Origin of the sequence: Xanthomonas sp. GW, assembly GCF_014236815.1 — a bacterium.
GTDB lineage: Bacteria > Pseudomonadota > Gammaproteobacteria > Xanthomonadales > Xanthomonadaceae > Xanthomonas_A.
This window is the reverse complement of the sequence record NZ_CP051189.1, coordinates 1,367,286-1,385,664: the sequence shown is the minus strand read 5'-3', so window position 1 is coordinate 1,385,664 and position 18,379 is coordinate 1,367,286. Positions and strand designations below refer to the sequence as shown.

Here is an 18,379-nt window from a genome sequence, read left to right as displayed (position 1 = left end):
TTCCCCCATTTTGGAGCCGTCCCGCCAATGACCCGCACGTTCAGCCCTCTCGCCACTGCCGTCGCCCTCGCCCTGGCCACATCCGCAGCGCCTGCGCTCGCACAGAGTTCCTCTTCCAGCGCACAGACGCTGGATACCGTGATCGTCACCGGCACCCGCGTGGCCGACCGCACCGTCGCCGAATCGGCTTCGCCGATCGACATCATCTCGCCGGAAATGCTGCAGTCCACCGGTACCACCGAACTGGCCACCGCGCTGTCGCGCGCGGTGCCGTCGCTGAACTTCCCGCGCCCGGCGATCACCGACGGCTCCGACGCGGTGCGCCCGGCGCAGCTGCGCGGACTTTCGCCCGACCAGGTGCTGGTGCTGGTCAACGGCAAGCGCTACCACACCACCGCGCTGGTCAATCTCAATGGCGCACAGGGCCGCGGCTCGTCGCCGGCCGACCTCAACACCATTCCGATCGCCGCGGTCGAACGCATCGAAGTGCTGCGCGACGGTGCCTCGGCGCAATACGGCTCCGACGCCATCGCCGGAGTCATCAACATCGTGCTCAAGGGCAGCGGCGAAGGCGGCAGCATCGCCGCGCGCTACGGCAAGTACAGCGCCGGCGACGGCGAGCAGTACCAGCTGTCCGGCGACGCCGGGGTCAAGTTCGGCGAGAACGGCAGCGTGCATTTCGCCGCGCAGGCCGGCCACCAGGACCAGACCGACCGCGCCAAGCCCTACCAGGGCGAAGTGCAGCAGCGCTACGGCGACCCGGACATCGACCAGGGCGCATTTTCCTACAACGGCCAATACAGCCCGGCCGAGTACCTGACCTTCTATTCCTACGGCATGCTCAGCCGCCGCGAGGTGCTGTCCAACGGCTACTTCCGCTGGTCCGGCGACAACCGCAACCGTCCGGAGATCTATCCGAACGGCTTCCTGCCGCAGATCTACAACGTCAGCAAGGACGTGTCCTGGGTCGGCGGCTTCAAGGCCAGCACCGAGGGCGGTCTGGGCATCGACATCAGCTACAACTACGGCCGCAACAACCTCAGCTTCGAGGTCAAGAACAGCCTCAACAACAGCCTGGGCACCACCAGTCCGACCGATTTCTATGCCGGCACCCTGGAAGTCACCCAGAACCTGCTCAACGCCGACTTCACCAAGTCGCTGGAGGTTGGCCTGGCCTATCCGGTCACGCTGGCCTTCGGCGGCGAGTGGCGCGGCGAGAAGTTCAACGAATCGCCGGGCGATGCGGCCTCCTACGTCAACGGCGGCGTGCCCTCGGCCAATGGCAGCCTGCTGCCGGGCGCGCAGGTGTTCGCCGGCTTCAAGCCCAGCGATTCCGGCCATTACGACCGCAACAGCTATTCGGCCTACGTGGATCTGGAAGGCGACATCACCGACAAGTTCTCCGCCGGCCTGGCCGGGCGCTACGAGAACTACAGCGACTTCGGCGACACCAGCACCGGCAAGCTGTCGCTGCGCTACGCGTTCACCGACAAGATCGCGCTGCGCGCCACCGCCTCCAGCGGGTTCCGCGCGCCGTCGCTGCAGCAGCAGTATTTCCAGTCCATCGCCACCAACTTCATCAACGTCACCCAGCCCGATGGCAGCATCACCGCCACGCCGTTCGAGATCGGCACCTTCCGCACCGACAATCCGGCGGCGGTCGCGCTCGGCGCCGAACCGCTGAAGGCCGAGAAGTCGAAGAACTACGGCTTGGGCCTCGTGCTGCAGCCGGTCGATGCGTTGTACGTCACCGTCGACGCCTATCGCATCGACATCGACGACCGCATCGTGCTGTCGGAAAACCTGACCTCCACCGCGGTGCGCAACTACCTGCAGGCCAACGGCTATGCCGGCATCGGCGGCGGCCGCTACTTCACCAACGCGATCGACACCAAGACCCAGGGCATCGATGCGGTCGGCACCTACAAGATCGCATTGAGCAACAGCAATCTGGACCTGACCGCCGGCTACAACTACAACAAGACCGAGATCGAGAAGATCGCCGAAAACCCGGCGGTGCTGGAGGCGATCGACCCGTCCGCGGTGCGCATCGGCCGCGCCGAGATCGGTCGCATCACCAAGGGCGCGCCGCGCGACAAGTTCTTCCTGAGCAGCGTCTGGGCGCCGGGCAACTGGGCGTTCACCGCCACCGCCACGCGCTGGGGCGAGTTCACCGACTTCGGCACCACCGCCGCGGCCGACCAGACCTATGCGGCGAAGTGGACGCTGGATCTGGCCGCCAGCTACAAGCTGGGCAACTGGGACTTCACCATCGGCGGCGACAACGTGCTCAACGAATATCCCGACCAGTCGCGTGCCGGCGCCGGTACCCGCACCTACCTGCCTTACAGCACCTCCTCGCCGTTCGGGTTCAACGGCGCACTCGCCTACGCCAACGTCAACTACAAATGGTGATGCGCGCGCGGCGCTGACCGATGCGAAAAAGCCCCGGTTCGCCGGGGCTTTTTTTATGGTGCGCCACGCGCAGGCGGCGATCGCCAGTTAATCGGCGCACAACGGCTACCGATTAACGTTAGCGAATAGCACAAATCAAGAACTGCAGGAAGTTACTTCTGTAGACAATCGTGCAATCCCTAAACTATCAACGGCATATCGCTGCACGCCGTGTATCTACCGCATATTTGTCAACAGCTGGGCTCTGCGACTCGCGTAAGGTGGAACCGCCTGAACGGCAGGCGATAGACCCTTAGCAGGGGAAGGAAAAAGCTATGGAATGGAATATGTCGAAAATCGCGGCGCTGGCGTCGGGCATCTTGCTGTGCTCGGCGTTTGCAACAGCCGCTCATGCGCAGACCTGCTGCCCCACCGGGGGCGGTAGCCAGATCGCCAGACAAGGCTTCGGCGAAAGTGCACCGACCGCAACCGATCTGTCGGCCAATGCGACCGTGAGCATCTACCAGTTCGAGCGGAACGGGGTGACCTACCTGCAGATCAACGACGCGAATGGACAGGTGCGTGGCGCGATCGGACGCATCGAAAACACCGCCTGGGTGACGCCGATGGGCAAGGACGTGGATCGGGTCAGCATCGTCGAGGCGCTGGACTACAGCCGCGGCACCGTGGTCTACGATGCGCGCTACTTCACCGTGCAGCGGGCCAGCACCACCAGCGGCGACGCGTGGACCGTCACCATCAAGAAGTGACGGGGCGCCGCTCCGACGGTTCGGAGACAAGGAAACTGATCTTCAGCTCATGGCGGCGCCGACAGGTGCCGTCATGGGCTTTCAGCCGGCTCGCCAGTTCCCACTCGATCTCGTCCACGCGCTTGCTTGCGTTCTTGTCGATCAGCAGCGTCGGATCGGCGGCGATCGTCAGCACCAGGCCACGCCGGCCACGCGCTCTCCATACCCGCGCCGTGATCCGATGGCGGCTGCCGCCGGGCAGCACCTCCATCGCATTGAGCACGCAGCGGTACGCTGCCAGCTGCAGGCCGATCGACAGCTGACGCGATTCGCCGCGCAGCCGCGTCTCCACTTCGGTGTCGCAAGCATTGGCGAAGGCGATGGAACTCAGGGCGCCGTATAACCCGTGGGTTTCGATGTCCAGCGGATACAGCGCGGCGACGTAGTCGTCCATCAGCTGCGCCTGGATCACCCCGGTGCGGTTCATTTCCATGGCCGCAGCGTAATGGCCACGCTCCTTCAGCGAAGAGGCGATGTCGCGACGCAGCTTGTTGAGATGGGTATGGATATCGGTGTACTCGATCACCCGGTTGCGCAGCGTGCGCTCGGCCGACATGTAGCTGGCCTGCGCCACCTGCAGTGCCTGCTGCTCGGCATAGCCGAAGTGCCGCGCCTGGCGGAAGGCGCTGGAAATCTTCGAGCCGAGCACGAACAGCAGGGTCGCCGCGACAGCGATCAGCATCTGCACGTCGAATCCCTGCTGATCGTAGGCGCCCGGGTAGTTCACCCGCGGCAGCGACATTGCAACGGCCAGGTTGGCCAGCACCACGCCGACCGCCGAACCGCGCCAGCCGTAGGACAGGGTAAGCCAGGCACCCGGCATCAACAGCATCAGCAAAACGACCTGGTGCATCAGGCCCGACGTCTGCATGGCCAGGACGAAGATGCCCGCCACCGCCAAGACCGCGATCGCAGAGTCGCGCAACAGCTTGCTGGGTGCGAATTTATCCGTCTTGCGACGCAACCACAGCAATGCCGGCAAGAAGAACATCAGAATGCCGAGGTAGCTACCGATCCAGTACCTGACGCTGGTTTCCAGGGTGATGAAGGCGGCTGGCCCGTCCAACATCGCGTTGACCGCCTTGTTGACCAGCAAGCCCCACAGTCCCAAGCCCAGCGCGAGCAACGGCAACCAGCGCTGCACCGCCGACGAAGCGGGAAAACGGTTGCGAAAAGCCCATGGCAGCAACGCGAACAACGGCGCCGCCAGGAACGGACTCAGGTACGCCCATAGCTCGCTGACCCCGTTGTGGTTGGCCATCGGCAAGCGCATCGTCAGCATCGCGGCGGCATCACCCAGGAACACATAGGGCCAGAGCCGGTACGGCAGGAACAGCAACGCCGCAGCGCGCAAGCCGGCCGGCAGGAACCATTGGTCCACCGACCAGCGCCACACGAACATATAGAGCGCGCAATAGACCGCGCTCAGAAGGATGCCGCCAGCGAATTTTTTCAGTGTAGCCATGCCACCTTGATCCTTGGCAGGGGGTGCCCAATTGGCGCAAACATACAGCACGGCGCAAGCGCGCACAGTAGACAGTTTGCGCGGTGCAATACGGCGGCAACGCCTTGCGCGGCGGGGGTTTGCGGGGATTTCGGAGATGCTGGGACCGGCATCTCATTCGACGCGGCCCCGGACCCGCGCAATTTTGCCGGTTTCGCGTATCACGTGGGCGTGAGAGTGCCGCCACCATTGGGCTTGCAGCGTATGACGCGAGCGCCTGCATTGGCGCGGTGGGCGCGATGTCGGTGTTTTGTCGGAGCGGCGCGGCTTGACCAGAATCAGACGGAGCGGCCGGCACTCGGCAGAGGTGGCGGAACGCGGGGAAATGGGAACGCGACGCATGTCTTGCCGAAGCGCCCGACCGGGCCCTGCCCTGGCACGCTCTGCATCGCCCTCGTGCAACGCAGATCGTGCCGGCTACCGGCCCCCAGGCACGGTCGTGCGACATCGTCGCTCGACAACCAGGAGCGGCCCTCCGATGCGCAAATCGGCTTTGCATGACGCGAATCCGGTCACCGCGTCATGAAGCGCCCGACAAGCATCGCCCCCGCATGAAGCCAACACCCTGATTTGCCGATAAAAGCCGCATCGGCCACACTCCTTGCAATCTTGTTCCGCGAATCTGCATGCATCACGACACCAGTCTCATCGACATCATCGCGGTCGGGCTCGCCCTCGCCTTCGTGCTCGGCGCCCTCGCCCACCGCATCAAGCTCTCGCCGCTGGTCGGCTATCTGGTAGCCGGCATCTGCGTCGGTCCGTTCACTCCCGGCTTCGTCGCCGACCAGGCGTTGGCCAATCAGTTGTCGGAACTGGGGGTGATGCTGCTGATGTTCGGCGTGGGCCTGCATTTCTCGCTCGAAGATCTGATGGAAGTAAAGTGGATCGCGATCCCCGGCGCGCTGGCGCAGATCGCGGTCGCCACCCTGCTCGGCTGGGGGCTGGCCTGGAGCATGGGCTGGCCGACCCTGCACGGGCTCGTGTTCGGCCTGGCGCTGTCGGTGGCCAGCACCGTGGTGCTGCTGCGCGCGATGGAGGAACGGCGCTTGCTGGAAACCCTGCGCGGACGCATCGCGGTGGGCTGGCTGATCGTCGAGGATCTGGTGATGGTGCTGGCGCTGGTGCTGCTGCCGGCATTGGCCGACGCGCTCGGCGGCAAGGGCGCCGGCACCGGCGCGATCCTCGGTGCGCTGGGCCTCACCCTGCTGAAGATGGCCGCGTTCGTGGTGGTGATGCTGGTGGTCGGCCGCCGCGCGATCCCGTGGGTGTTGGAGAAGGTCGCCGCGACCGGCTCGCGCGAGCTGTTCACGCTGTCGGTGCTGGCGATCGCGCTGGGCGTGGCGTTCGGCTCGGCCACCCTGTTCGGAGTGTCGTTCGCACTGGGCGCGTTCTTCGCCGGCATGCTGCTGAAGGAATCGGAGCTCAGCCACAAGGCGGCCAGCGATTCGCTGCCGCTGCGCGATGCGTTCGCGGTGCTGTTCTTCGTCTCGGTCGGCATGCTGTTCGACCCGCACATCCTGCTCGAGCATCCGTGGCAGGTGCTGGCCACGTTCCTGACCATCACCGTCGGCAAGTCGCTGGCCGCATTCGTGATCGTGCGCGCGTTCGGCCATCCCACCGGCATCGCCCTGACCATCTCCACCAGCCTGGCGCAGATCGGCGAGTTCTCCTTCATCCTGGCCGGGCTCGGGGTGAGCCTGGCGATCCTGCCCGAGACCGGGCGCGACCTGATCCTGGCCGGCGCGCTGCTGTCGATCATCGCCAACCCGTTGCTGTTCACTTGGCTGGACCGCTGGCAGGCCCGACAGGCGGTGGAAGCGCCGGTGACGCTGGAGGTGGAACTGCCGCCGGGGCCGTCGCTGGATCTGGTCGACCACGCCATCGTGATCGGCTACGGCCGGGTCGGCAGCACCCTGGCCGCTGTGCTGCGCGAACGCGGCGTGCCGGTGCTGGTGATCGACGACAACCGCGAGCACGTGGAACGCGCGCATGCCGACGGCATCCCCGGCATCCGCGGCAGCGCCGCCGCCGACCGGGTGCTGGCCGAGGCGCATCCGGAAAAGGCCAAGATCGCGATCCTGGCGATCCCGCAGCCGCTGGAGGCCGGCGAGGCGCTGGCCAAGCTGCGCGCGCTGAATCCGGGGCTGACCCTGCTAGCCCGCGCGCACAGCGATGCCGAGGTCAAGCATCTGCTCGAACACGGCGCCGACGGCACGGTGATGGCCGAGCGCGAGCTGGCCTATTCGCTGGCCGAGATGGTGATGGCGACGCCGCCGTACCGCGCCATGCGCACCGCGCCGGGCTGAAACGCGCACGCCGTTCGTTTGCGAAGACCCGTACGGCATCCGCGCGGCGCTGCGTGCCGCACGGATGTCGGCGCGCACAAAAAGCGTCTACACGAATGCAGCGGCAGCGGCGCAGAACCTACTTGATAATCATTATCGTTTAAGCCAGGATTGCAGCCCCTTCCCAGCCCCGCTCGCCCACCCCCATGGCTTGCAAGATCGGGTTGCTCAATTCGGTGCCCAGCCCGTTGCTGTGCGAGATGTTCGGCCACCTCGGCTACGACTTCGCGGTGCTCGACCTGGAGCACGTGCTGCGCTCGCCGGCGGAACTGGAACACGCGATCCGCGCCTGCGAGCTGGGCGGCTGCGAAGCCTGGGTGCGCGTGCCCGAGGTCGACGCCAAGCTGATCGGCCGGGTGCTCGACGCCGGCGCGCGCGGCGTGGTGCTGGCCGGACTGGACAGCGCGGAGCAGGCCGAGCGCGCGGTCGCTGCCGCGCATTTTCCGCCGCACGGCCGGCGCGGCATCTGCGGCGGCCGCGTCACCGGCTTCGGCAGCCTCGCGCTGGCCGACTACATCGAACGCACCCGGCACACGCTGCGGGTGGTGCCGATGATCGAAAGCGCCGCCGGCGTGCGCGCGCTGCCGCAGATCCTGCAGGTACCGGGGGTGTCGCTGGTGATGGAGGGCGCGCTCGATCTGGCGTTGGACCTGGGCGTCGGCCCGCAACCGACCCATCCGCAGGTGTGGGCGCAGCTGCTGGCGATCGCCGCGGCCTGCCGCGACGCCGGCATCCCGTTCTGCCCCAATCCGCGCGACGCGGCACAACGCCGGCACTGGCTGGCGCAGGCGGACCTGCAGTGGCTGTTCGCCGGCGAAGACCGCGCGCTGCTGCAATCCGCGCTGCGCCAGCACGCCGCCGAACTGCGCGCGCCTTGATCTTTCGTTCTCCGGAGTCTTCGCCTTGATCGTTTCGCTTTCCCCCTCGTTGCTGACCGTCGCCGTCGGCCTCGCCCTGCTCGCGCCGTCCGCGGCCATCGCCCAGGAAGCGCAGGACCCGCAGGACGCGGCGGCGCGGATCCGCCAGTTGGATACCGTGCAGGTGCAGGGCAGCCTGCTCGGCCGCTCCACCGTGCAGGACGTGCAGCACTACGCCGGCAGCCGCCAGGTGATCGACAGCGCGCAGCTGCGCAACGGCGCCAACCGCTCGCTGGACGACGCGCTGCAGCGCGTGCCGGGGATCAAGGTGTTCGACGAGACCGGCACCGGCGCGCTGCCGCAGATCATGCTGCGCGGGCTGTACGAAAGCCGCAGCGGCCGTGTGCAGGTGCTCGAGGACGGCATTCCGCTGGCCCTGGCGCCGTACGGGCAGACCAGCCTGTCGCTGTTCCCGGTCGGCATGAACCAGGTCGACCGCATCGACATCGTGCGCGGCGGCGCGGCGGTGCAGTACGGCCCCAACAACGTCGGCGGCGTGATCAACCTGATCAGTCCGGACATCCCCACGACCTGGACCACCACGCTCGGGCAGAAAGTCACTGCCGGCGGCGCCGGGCACTACCTGGGCGACACCGCGATCAGCACCGGCGGCTACGCCAGCGATACCTTCGGCCTGCAGCTGGACGCGAATTGGAGCAAGGGCGAGTACTGGCGCGAGCACAGCGACACCGACATCAAGAACCTGCGCCTGCGCGCCGAATGGTGGCTGGCGCCGGACAAGCTGCTCAAGGCCAGCGTGCAGCGCTACGTGGCCGACATGGACATGGCCGGCGCCTTGTCCACCGCCGACTATTTGCGCGACCCGCGCCAATCGACACGGCCGCTGGACGAATTCACGGGCCGCACCACGCGCGCCTCACTGGTCTACCAGCAGGACTTCGGCGACCTTGGGCCGTTCCAGGACCTGCGCCTGGACTGGAGCAACTTCAGCGCGCGCAGCAGCCGCAACTTCGTCGTCGGCATGCGCTCGGCATCCAGCGAGACCTGGCGTGCGGATCTGCCGCCGCAGTTGCGGCAGAGCGCGCCGCGCGATTTCAAGGTCTACGGCAGCGAGCCGCGACTGAGCTGGAAGATGGACTCCGGTGCGGTGAGCCAGCAGTGGACCGTCGGCGCGCGCGCGATCAGCGAGGACATCGACTTTCTGGTCGGCAACACCCGGCTGAGCGACGGGCTGTACACCCTGGTGCGCGACTGGCGCTTCAAGGACCGCGGCGCCGCCGCCTACGTCAGCGATGCGATCGGGCTGGCCGACGACCGCATCACCATCACCCCCGGGCTGCGCTACGAGCGGGTGGATGCGCGTTATTACAACCTCGCCAGCGGCGCCAGCACGCGCAACAAGACCAGCGACGTCCTGCCCGGCCTGACCCTCGGTTTCCAGGCCACGCCGCAGTGGTACCTGTACGCCGACGGGCAGCGCTCGCTGCGCGCGCCGCAGGTCACCCAGATCATCTTCGGCGACAATCTAGACGCCGAACTGGCCTGGAACTACGAGGCAGGCGCGCGCTACCAGCCCAACGACCGCACCCGCGTGCAGTTCGGCGGCTACCTGATCGATTTCGACCAGCAGATCCAGCTCGACAACACCACCCGCACCTACCGCAACCTCGGCAAGACCCGCCACCAGGGCGGCGAGGTGGAACTGCAATGGAGTCCGGCGCAGCTGCGTGCGCTGACCCTCAACGCCGGTTACGCCTATTTGGATGCACGCCAGGAATCGGGCGCCTACGACGGCAAGCTGGTGCCCTACACCTCGCGCAACCAGCTCACGCTCGGCGCGTCCTACCAGCCCGGTCACACCACCGTCGCAGTGTCCAGCTATTACTTCAGCCGCGCCTTCAGCGATGCCGCCAACAGCGTGCAGGAAAATGCGATCGGCTCGGTCGGCGAATTGCCGGCGTACTGGGTCTGGAACGCGCAGCTGAGCCAGGTGCTCAGCGAGCGCGACAGCGGCAAGCTCAGCGCCTCGTTGGCAGTGAACAACCTGTTCGACCGCAAGTACTGGTATCGCGGCATCGACACCAGTCCGTGGGGCCGGCAGCCGGCGCCGGGCCGCAGCGTCACCCTCGGCCTGGAATACCGCTTCTGATCGCCGCTACCGTCGAACGACGACGGTAGCGTTCGCAACACCGCGCGCCTCCTGGCGCGCCGCCGCCCGCGGGAGACGCGGGCCTTCAAGGCGAACGCGGCCGCGTTCGCCACGCACCCAGCGCGCGCCCGATGCGTGCGCCAGGCAGTCCCTTTGGCGCCGCAGCCGCGGCCTTGTGCTCCCCGTGTCCGCAGATCGCGGCCGCGCGCGCCGTCGCGTGCGTCCGTCCCCGTCTTCCGAACGAGAACCGATCATGACCCCGCATGACGCTCCCCTGTTGATCCTGAGCCACGTCTGCCATCCGGCGGTGACCGATGGCTTCGTCCCCGCCGCGCAGCGCCTGGGCGTGCCGGTGCTGCTGCTGAGCGACCACCGCCACGACCACCTGGCGCACTTCCGCCTGCATCCGCCCACGGTGCCGCTGCAGATCCTGGAGTGCGACGTGTTCAATCCGCTCGGCGTGCTCGACCTGCTCAGCACCCTGCAAGTGCAACCGCGCGCGGTGTTCAGCAACAGCGATCATCTGCAGACCAGCGCCGCGCTGGTCGCCGCCGCGCTGGACCTGCCGGGCAAGGACTGGCAGATCTGCTATGCGGCCAAGAACAAGGCCGCGATGCGCCAGCGGCTGCGCGCGCGCGGCCTGCCGGCGCCGTGGTTCTGCAGTCTGGCGCCGGGTGCCGCGCTACCGGCGCAGGCGCCGTGGCCGTTGATCGCCAAGCCGCGCGAAGGCGTGGCCAGCCTGGATGTGCGCCACTGCGCCGACGCCGCCGCGCTGCAGGCCTATCTGGACGATTTCTGGCAGCGCCATCCGCAGCGCAGCGTGTTGCTGGAGAGCGTGCTGCAAGGGCCGTTGTTCACCATGGAAACGCTCGGCGACGGGCAGCGCCTGCAGGCGCTGGGCGGCTTCGACGTGCGCCTGTCGCCACCGCCGCACTTCGTCGAATGCGAAGCCAACTGGCGCGGCGATGCCGACACGCCGGCGCTGCGCCAGGCGTTGGCGCAGTTGCAGGCGTTCGGCATCGGTTTCGGCGCCTGCCACAGCGAATTCATCCTCACCGCCGACGGGCCGGTGCTGGTCGAGATCAACTACCGCAGCATCGGCGACGGCCGCGAATTCCTGCTCGACCGCATGTTCGGCGGACGCTGGTTCGACAGCGTGCTCGGCCTGCACCTGGGACAGCCGCTGCCGACCCTGCGCGCGCAACGCGCACACGCGCTGGTGCGCTACTACGTCGCCGACGCCGACGGCACCCTGGCCATGGCCAGCGACGACCATGCCTACGACGACACGCGCTGGGAAGCGCGCTACCGACGCCTGCGGCAACCCGGCGACAGCATACGCCTGAGCCACTCCAACAAGGACTACCTCGGCGCGCTGGACGTGCTCGCCGACGCCGCATCCGACCTGCCGCTTGCACTGGCCGCGGCCGAGGCGCCGCTGCAGTGGCGGATCGAGAGCAGCGCAGGAGCCCAGCCATGAATCGCGACGACGACCGCCGCTACGTCGAGCTGCGCATCATCGACGCCTGCCTGCGCGAGGACCTGCGCGGCATCGTCAGCCGTGGCGCCGCGGCCACGCCATCGCCTGCGCTGCTGGCGGCCTGGCCGGCGCCGCTGCCGAACGCGCTGTGGTGGCGTATCGCGCACCTGCCCGACGGCGAACTGTGGCTGCCGCTGCAACGCCGCGGCTACCTGCAGGAGCTCAGCGCCTGCAGCGACAGCTGGCTGCTGCGCGACGGCGAGCGCATCGCCTTCGAATCCGGCGCCGCCACCTGGCTGGCACGGATGAGCGCGGGGCTGGACGCGGACACGCAGCGCCTGCATCGCGCCTATGCCGACGAAGCGGACTGCGCCGTGCGCCAGCGTGCGCTGGCGCGGCAGGCCTACGCGCAACAGCGCCCGCTGCTGGCCTCCGCGCTGGACGCAGCCGATGCGCACGAACGCACCTACCGCTGCGAACAGCTGGCCAGCCATCGCGACCATCCGTTCTATCCGACCGCACGCGCCAAGGTCGGACTGGACGACCCGCAACTGCCGCACCATGCGCCCGAGTTCGCACCGTGCTTCGCGCTGCGCTGGCTGGCGCTGCCGGCGGCCGCGGTGGCGCAGACCACGCCGCCGCCGGCGTTCTGGCCGCGTCCGAGCCAGCTTGGCCTGGCGCCGGCGCTGGACGCCAGCCATATCGCCTGGCCGCTGCACCCGCTGACCTTCGCGCGCCTGGGCGAAGCGGACTTCGCGCTGCCCGACGGCGCCATCGCCGCACCGCAGCCATGGCTGCAGGTGCGCCCGTCGCTGTCGGTACGCACCGTCATCCCGCTGGACTATCCGGACCACCACCTCAAGCTGCCATTGCCGATGCGCAGCCTGGGCGCGCTCAACCTGCGCCTGATCAAGCCCTCCACGCTGTACGACGGGCACTGGTTCGAACGCTTGCTGCGCGCCATCGCCGCGCACGATCCGGCCCTGGACGAACGTTACCTGCACGTGGACGAATCCCACGCCGGCCAGGTCGGCGAGGCGCGCCACCTGGCCTATCTGCTGCGCCGCTATCCGCGCTTGCCGGAAGCGACGCTGGTGCCGGTCGCCGGCCTGTGCGCGCCGCTGCCGGACGGCCGCCCGCTGGCCCTGCACCTGGCCGAACGCTTCCATGGCGGCGACCTGCACGCGTGGTGGGACGCCTACCTCGCGCTGATGTGCCAGGTGCACCTGCGGCTGTGGCTGCGCTACGGCATCGCGCTGGAAGCCAACCAGCAGAACAGCGTGTTGATCTACGCGCCCGGCCGCGCGCCGCGGCTGCTGCTGAAGGACAACGACGCGGCGCGGGTGAAACTGTCGCGGCTGTATGCGCAACGTCCGGAACTGGCGCAGCTGGGACCACCGCGCGACCTGCGCATCGCGGTGGAGGACGAGACCGCGCTGGCGCGCATGTTCTGCACCATCATCCTGCAACTGGACCTGCAGGCGGTGCTGGAAGGCCTGGCCGAAGCACGGCCCGCGTTGCGCGCGCCGCTGTACGCGCAACTGCGCGCGCGCCTGCACGGCACGCTGCGCGAGCTGCAGGCCGAAGGCATCGATATCGCGCCGGCGCAGGCGCTGCTGGCAGCGCCGCGGCTGCCGGTGAAGTACCTGCTCAGTGCCGGCAGCCTGCTCGGCAAGCAGATCACCGGCGCCGCCGACATCAACAAGTTCTACGGCGACAGCGCGCCCAATCTGCTGCGCGAGGAGATCGACGCCGCGGCAACGCCCACTGTCGCAATGCCGGCACAGGCCGCGTTCGCGCACGGAGCGTCGCGATGAAGCGCGTGCTCGGCCCGGTGCTGGCCGCGCACTACCTGGCCGCGTTCACCGCGCTGGGCATGCCGCTGTTCCTGCCGCAGGTGCTGCACCAACTGGCGCCGGGCGCGGCGATCGGCTGGAGCGGCGTGCTGTACGTGCTGCCGACGCTGTGCACCGCGCTCACCGCCAGCGCCTGGGGCCGGTTGGCCGACCGCTACGGACGCAAGCGCTCGCTGCTGCGCGCACAGCTGGGCCTGGCGCTGGGCTTCGCGATGGCCGGCTTCGCGCCGGATCTTGGCTGGCTGGTGGCCGGGCTGGTGGTGCAAGGCGCCTGCGGCGGTTCGCTGGCCGCGACCAATGCCTATCTGACCACGCAGGCACGGACCGGGCCGCTGGCGCGCGCGCTGGACTGGACCCAGTTCTCGGCACGGTTGGCGATGGTCACCGCGCCGGCGCTGCTCGGCCTGGCCAGCGCGCTGGGTCCGGCGCAATCGCTGTACCGCTATCTGGCGCTGCTGCCGCTGCTCGCCTTCGCGCTGAGCTGGCGACTGCCCGCCGATCCGCCGCGGCCACGCCATGCCGCGGCGGCAACGGCCAGCGATGCGCACGACGACGCCAGCCGCCGCCAGCGCTGGGCGCTGTGGAGCACGCAATTCCTGTTCTGCTTCGCGATGGTGGTGACGTTTCCGTATTTCCTGCCCTACGCGCAGGCGCAGGGCATCGGCAACGCGGCCGCCGCGGGCCTGCTGTACAGCCTGCCGCATCTGGTCTACCTGGTGCTGTTGCCATGCTGGCGCGGCAGCGAACACCGTGCCTCGCCGCTGCCGGCCGGGCTGGCGCTGTTCGCGCTGGCCTGCCTGCTGCAAGCGCTGCTGCATGCGCCGGCATGGCTGATCGCCGCGCGCCTGCTGTTCGGCGTGGGCATGTGGATGGCGCTGCGCGGACTCAACCGCAGCCTGGCCGGCATCGCCAGCGCGCACGCCGCCGGGCAGTTGTTCGGCCGCTTCGACGCATTCGGCAAATACGCCGGCGTGGCCGGCGGCGCGCTCGCCGGCGTCCTGGTGCAAGGCCACGGCCTGGCCGTGCCGTTCCTCGCCGCGACCGCCGCGGCCCTGCTGGCGCTGGCGCCGGCCTTATCGCTCACTTCCGTCCGGAGAACCGCGCATGTCCCCGCTCGCGACGCATGACCCGCTGCACGACCCGTGGTACGACAGCCTGGCGCAAGCGCAGGCGATCACCTGCTGGCTCAATTGCTACCTGCGCGAAGTGGCGATCGGCCGCGGCCAGGCCGACTTCGATTACCGCGGCCTGGACCGCCCCGGCATCGCCAGCGCCGGCGAGCGTTGGCTGCGCCTGCACCTGCCTTCGGGCGCCGCGTTGTGCATCCGCGTGGCCCAGGCCGACACGCTCGGCCGCTGCCGTTTCGACTCGGCACCGTACCTGAAAGCCAACGGACAGCCGTGGCACTGCCTGGACGCGACGGTGCTGGTGCGCCTGTTGCTGCAGGAACTGGCCGACGGCGAAGCGTTCAACGCCGAACTGCTCGCGCAGAGCGACAACAGCATCGCGGTGACCGCGCAGCTGCTGCGCTGTGCCGACGCCGCCGCGCCCAGCGGCGAGGCGATGATCGATGCCGAGCAATCGATGCTGTGGGGACACGCGCTGCACCCGACGCCGAAGAGCCGCGAAGGCGTGCCGCTGGCGCAGGTGCTGGCGTGCGCGCCGGAAGCGCGCAGCCGCTTCCCGCTGTTCTGGTTCCGCATCGACCCGCGCCTGTACCGCGCGCAAGGCCAGGATGTGCGCGCCACGCTGGCGCAGGCCGGCGGCGCAGCGGATCTGTATCCGTGCCATCCATGGGAAGCCGAGCGCGTGCTGGCGCACCCGCTGCTGCGCCAGGCGCAGGCGCGCGGCTGGATCGAACCGCTGGGCGAACGCGGCCTGGCGCTGCGCCCGACCTCGTCGGTGCGCACGCTCTACCACGCCGAGCTGGATTACTTCCTCAAGCTGTCGGTGCATGTGCGCCTGACCAACTGCGTGCGCAAGAACGCCTGGTACGAACTGGAAAGCGCGGTCGCGCTGACCCGCCTGCTGGCGCCGGCCTGGCGCGAACTGGCGCAGCGCGTGCCGGGCTTCCAGGTGTTGCTGGAACCGGCTGCCACCGACCTGGACTTCTCGGCACTGGGCGGCGATGCGCACGCCTGCCGCGACCTCGGCGAAAGCTTCGGCATGCTCTACCGGCAGGCCATTCCCGCGCCGCAACGGCTGCGCTTCCAACCGCAGGTGGCTGGCGCGCTGTTCACCCGCGACGCGCGCGGCGATGCCGCCTGCGCCGCGCCACTGCAGGCGCTGGCACGGCGCTACGGCAGCCTGGATGCGGCCACCGCGGCCTGGTTCCAGGCCTATGCGCGGCTGCTGCTGGACGGCGTCTGGAGCGCGTGGTTCGACTACGGCATCGTGCTCGAACCGCACCTGCAGAACACCGTGATCGGCTGCGCGGACGGCTTGCCGGCGCGGGTCTGGATCCGCGACCTGGAAGGCACCAAGCTGCTGCCGGCGCGTTGGCCGGCCGCGCGTCTGCACGGCATGTCCGAAACCGCGCGGCAGTCGCTGTACTACAGCGCCGAACAGGGCTGGAACCGGATCGCCTACTGCGCGCTGGTCAACAACCTGGCCGAGGCGATCTTCCACCTGGCCGACGGCCACGACCGCCGCGAACAGCAGCTGTGGCGCATCGTCGGCGACATCGCCCAGGCCTGGCAGCAACGCCACGGCGCGCAACCGGCACTGCAGGCGCTGCTCGACGGCGCGCCGCTGCCGGCCAAGAACAACCTGCGCCTGCGCCTGCTGCAACGCGCCGACCGCCATGCCGATTACACCCTGCTGCCCAATCCGATCGCGCTGCCGGCGCAACGGCAGGCCGCGGCATGAGCCTGCACATCGATCCGGCGCCGCTGGCGACGACGCTGGCGCAGTTGCGCGAGCGCGGCGACGGGCCAGTGTGCGCCTACGTCTACGACCTGGCGGCGCTGCGCCGCCATGCCCAAGCGATGCGCGCGCAGCTGCCTGCCGAGTGCGAGCTGTACTACGCGGCCAAGGCCAATGCCGAGCCGCCGCTGTTGCGCACGTTGGCGCCATCGGTGGACGGCTTCGAGGCGGCGTCCGGCGGCGAACTGCAGTGGCTGCACGACCACCAGCCGGGGCGGCCGCTGCTGTTCGGCGGCCCCGGCAAGCTCGATGCCGAACTGCAGCTGGCAGTGGCATTGCCCGAGTGCACGCTGCACGTGGAGAGCCTGGGCGAACTGCAGCGGCTGGCGCGCATCGCCGCGCACGCCGGGCGCCGCGTGGCGGTGTTCCTGCGCATGAACATCGCCGTGCCCGGCATGCAGGACACGCGCCTGGTGATGGGCGGGCGGCCCTCGCCGTTCGGGCTGGACGCGCTAGACCTGGAAGCGGCGATGCCGCTGCTGCGCGACGCCCCGGCGCTGCAGCTCGCCGGCTTCCACTTCCACCTGATGTCGCACCAGTGCGACGCGCAGGCGCAGCTGCGCCTGGTCGCCGGCTACCTGCAGACCGTGCAGGGCTGGCGCCAGGCCTACGCGCTGGGTGCGCTGACGGTGAACGCCGGCGGCGGCTTCGGCGTGAACTACGCCGATGTGGCGGCCTCGTTCGACTGGTCCGGGTTCTGCGCCGGGCTGCCGGCGCTGCTGCGCGCGCATGGCGATGGCCTGCGCCTGCGCCTGGAGCCGGGCCGCTACGTCAGCGCGAGCTGCGGCTGGTACCTGATGGAAGTGCTCGACATCAAGCGCAGCCATGGCGACTATTTCGCCATCGGCCGCGGCGGCACCCATCACTTCCGTACCCCAGCCGCGCAAGCTCACGACCATCCGTTCCTGGTGCTGCGCGGCACGCAGCCACCGGTGCTGCGCGATACGCGGGTCACCTTGGTCGGCCAGCTGTGTACACCCAAGGACGTGCTGGCGCGCGCGCAACCGGTCGCTGCCCTGGCGCCGGGCGACTGTCTGGCGTTCCCGCTGGCCGGCGCCTATGCCTGGAACATTTCGCACCAGCAGTTCCTGATGCATCCGCCGCCGCAGATGCTGTTCGTGGACGCGGCGGGCTAGCTGGCGTCGCGCTGCACCGGCACGCAGATGTCGGCGCGCAGTTCGGCTTCTGCCACCGTTTCCGGGTCGTCCAGATACAGGTAGTGCAGCGGCGCATCGCGCAACGCATAGCCGCTGTCCGGCAGCCAGTCGGCCAATACCCGATCCAGCGCGTCCTCCAGCTGCGCGTAGCTGCCGACCTGGCGCAGCAGCGCGTAGTCGCCGCCGCCCAGCGTGCGCAGCGCGAACGGCGCCGGCGGCGCGACCGCGGCGTCGAAGCCCATCGCGCACTCGAACACGTGCTCGCGCGCGGACACATCGCGATGGTCGCTGAGCGGAATGCCGACCAGCGCCTGCAGCCGCTCGGCCACGCCGGCGCGCTGCGCCCAGGCGAACAGGCGGCCGAAGCCGGCATCCAGCGCGTCGAAGGCGCCACGCCGGCGCAGCACCACCACCTCGAACGGCGCCAGGGTCTGCACCGCGATCTGCAACGGTGCCGACGACGCATCCGCGGCCTGCCGCGGCGGCTGCGCCAACGCCTGCGTTCGCGCGGCCAGCGCCGCCGGATCGGCACGCAGTTGGCTGGGGCTGGCGTCGAGCGCGTTGCGGAAACTGCGTGCCAGCGCCTGCGGCGTCTCGTAGCCCACCGCCAGCGCGATCTCGGTGATCGAGGCGGTGCCGGCGAGCAACCGCAAGGCATGCAGCAGGCGCAGCCTAGTCACGGTGCGGCCGACGGTTTCGCCGGTCATGGCCCGATAGACGCGATGGAAGTGGAACGGCGACTGGTGCGCCACCGCCGCCAGCTCGGCCAGGTCGGGCAAGGCCGCGCGCGCCTGCACGCGCTGCTGCAGGTGTGCGAGCGCGCGTTCGATGCCGCGCTGCTGGGAAGACATCCGGGTCTGGTGCATGGCCGCTCTCCGCAAG

At 69.1% G+C, this 18,379-nt stretch carries 12 protein-coding genes; 10 read left to right on the top strand and 2 right to left on the bottom strand.

Going from position 1 to position 18,379, the window contains the following annotated elements:
* The first annotated feature begins 27 nt into the window (after nucleotides 1-27).
* Nucleotides 28-2,415 (top strand): TonB-dependent receptor plug domain-containing protein, encoded by a 2,388-nt coding sequence (locus tag HEP73_RS05815; protein ID WP_185822473.1) that lies wholly within the window; start codon nucleotides 28-30, stop codon nucleotides 2,413-2,415.
* 491 nt (nucleotides 2,416-2,906) lie between these two features.
* Nucleotides 2,907-3,164 (top strand): hypothetical protein, encoded by a 258-nt coding sequence (locus HEP73_RS22580; RefSeq protein WP_255423686.1) that lies wholly within the window; start codon nucleotides 2,907-2,909, stop codon nucleotides 3,162-3,164.
* On the opposite strand, the gene HEP73_RS05805 is transcribed toward HEP73_RS22580, so the two are convergent.
* On the bottom strand, nucleotides 3,154-4,668 hold the full coding sequence (locus tag HEP73_RS05805; RefSeq protein ID WP_185822471.1) for an MASE1 domain-containing protein: 1,515 nt from the start codon (nucleotides 4,666-4,668) through the stop codon (nucleotides 3,154-3,156). The two genes, HEP73_RS22580 and HEP73_RS05805, sit on opposite strands and share 11 nt — an antisense overlap.
* 665 nt (nucleotides 4,669-5,333) lie before the next feature.
* Between HEP73_RS05805 and ybaL the strand changes: the two genes are divergently transcribed.
* From ybaL to HEP73_RS05765, 8 genes are all read left to right on the top strand, one after another.
* A complete protein-coding gene (gene ybaL / locus HEP73_RS05800) occupies nucleotides 5,334-7,013 on the top strand; it encodes a YbaL family putative K(+) efflux transporter (RefSeq protein ID WP_185822470.1) in 1,680 nt (559 codons plus the stop codon).
* 185 nt (nucleotides 7,014-7,198) lie between these two features.
* Nucleotides 7,199-7,930, top strand: a complete 732-nt coding sequence (locus tag HEP73_RS05795; protein WP_185822469.1) for an HpcH/HpaI aldolase family protein — start codon at nucleotides 7,199-7,201, stop codon at nucleotides 7,928-7,930.
* Nucleotides 7,931-8,027: 97 nt separating this feature from the next.
* Nucleotides 8,028-10,079: a TonB-dependent receptor family protein gene (locus HEP73_RS05790; RefSeq protein ID WP_255423772.1), complete on the top strand. Its 2,052-nt coding sequence runs from the start codon at nucleotides 8,028-8,030 to the stop codon at nucleotides 10,077-10,079.
* Between the two features lie 253 nt (nucleotides 10,080-10,332).
* Nucleotides 10,333-11,559 (top strand): ATP-grasp domain-containing protein, encoded by a 1,227-nt coding sequence (locus tag HEP73_RS05785; protein ID WP_185822467.1) that lies wholly within the window; start codon nucleotides 10,333-10,335, stop codon nucleotides 11,557-11,559.
* Complete coding sequence (locus tag HEP73_RS05780; protein ID WP_185822466.1) at nucleotides 11,556-13,376, top strand: IucA/IucC family siderophore biosynthesis protein; 1,821 nt, start codon at nucleotides 11,556-11,558, stop codon at nucleotides 13,374-13,376. Before HEP73_RS05785 ends, HEP73_RS05780 begins: the two co-directional genes overlap by 4 nt.
* Nucleotides 13,373-14,542, top strand: a complete 1,170-nt coding sequence (locus tag HEP73_RS05775) for an MFS transporter (RefSeq protein WP_185822465.1) — start codon at nucleotides 13,373-13,375, stop codon at nucleotides 14,540-14,542. Before HEP73_RS05780 ends, HEP73_RS05775 begins: the two co-directional genes overlap by 4 nt.
* Nucleotides 14,520-16,283, top strand: a complete 1,764-nt coding sequence (locus tag HEP73_RS05770) for an IucA/IucC family protein (RefSeq protein WP_185822464.1) — start codon at nucleotides 14,520-14,522, stop codon at nucleotides 16,281-16,283. Before HEP73_RS05775 ends, HEP73_RS05770 begins: the two co-directional genes overlap by 23 nt.
* Entirely contained in the window at nucleotides 16,280-17,476 is a 1,197-nt protein-coding gene (locus HEP73_RS05765) for a type III PLP-dependent enzyme (RefSeq protein ID WP_185822463.1), read from the top strand. The genes HEP73_RS05770 and HEP73_RS05765 overlap by 4 nt, the downstream gene beginning before the upstream one ends.
* Here HEP73_RS05765 and HEP73_RS05760 read toward each other — a convergent pair.
* Complete coding sequence (locus HEP73_RS05760; protein WP_255423685.1) at nucleotides 17,473-18,363, bottom strand: AraC family transcriptional regulator; 891 nt, start codon at nucleotides 18,361-18,363, stop codon at nucleotides 17,473-17,475. The genes HEP73_RS05765 and HEP73_RS05760 overlap by 4 nt on opposite strands.
* Between the last annotated feature and the right edge of the window lie 16 nt (nucleotides 18,364-18,379).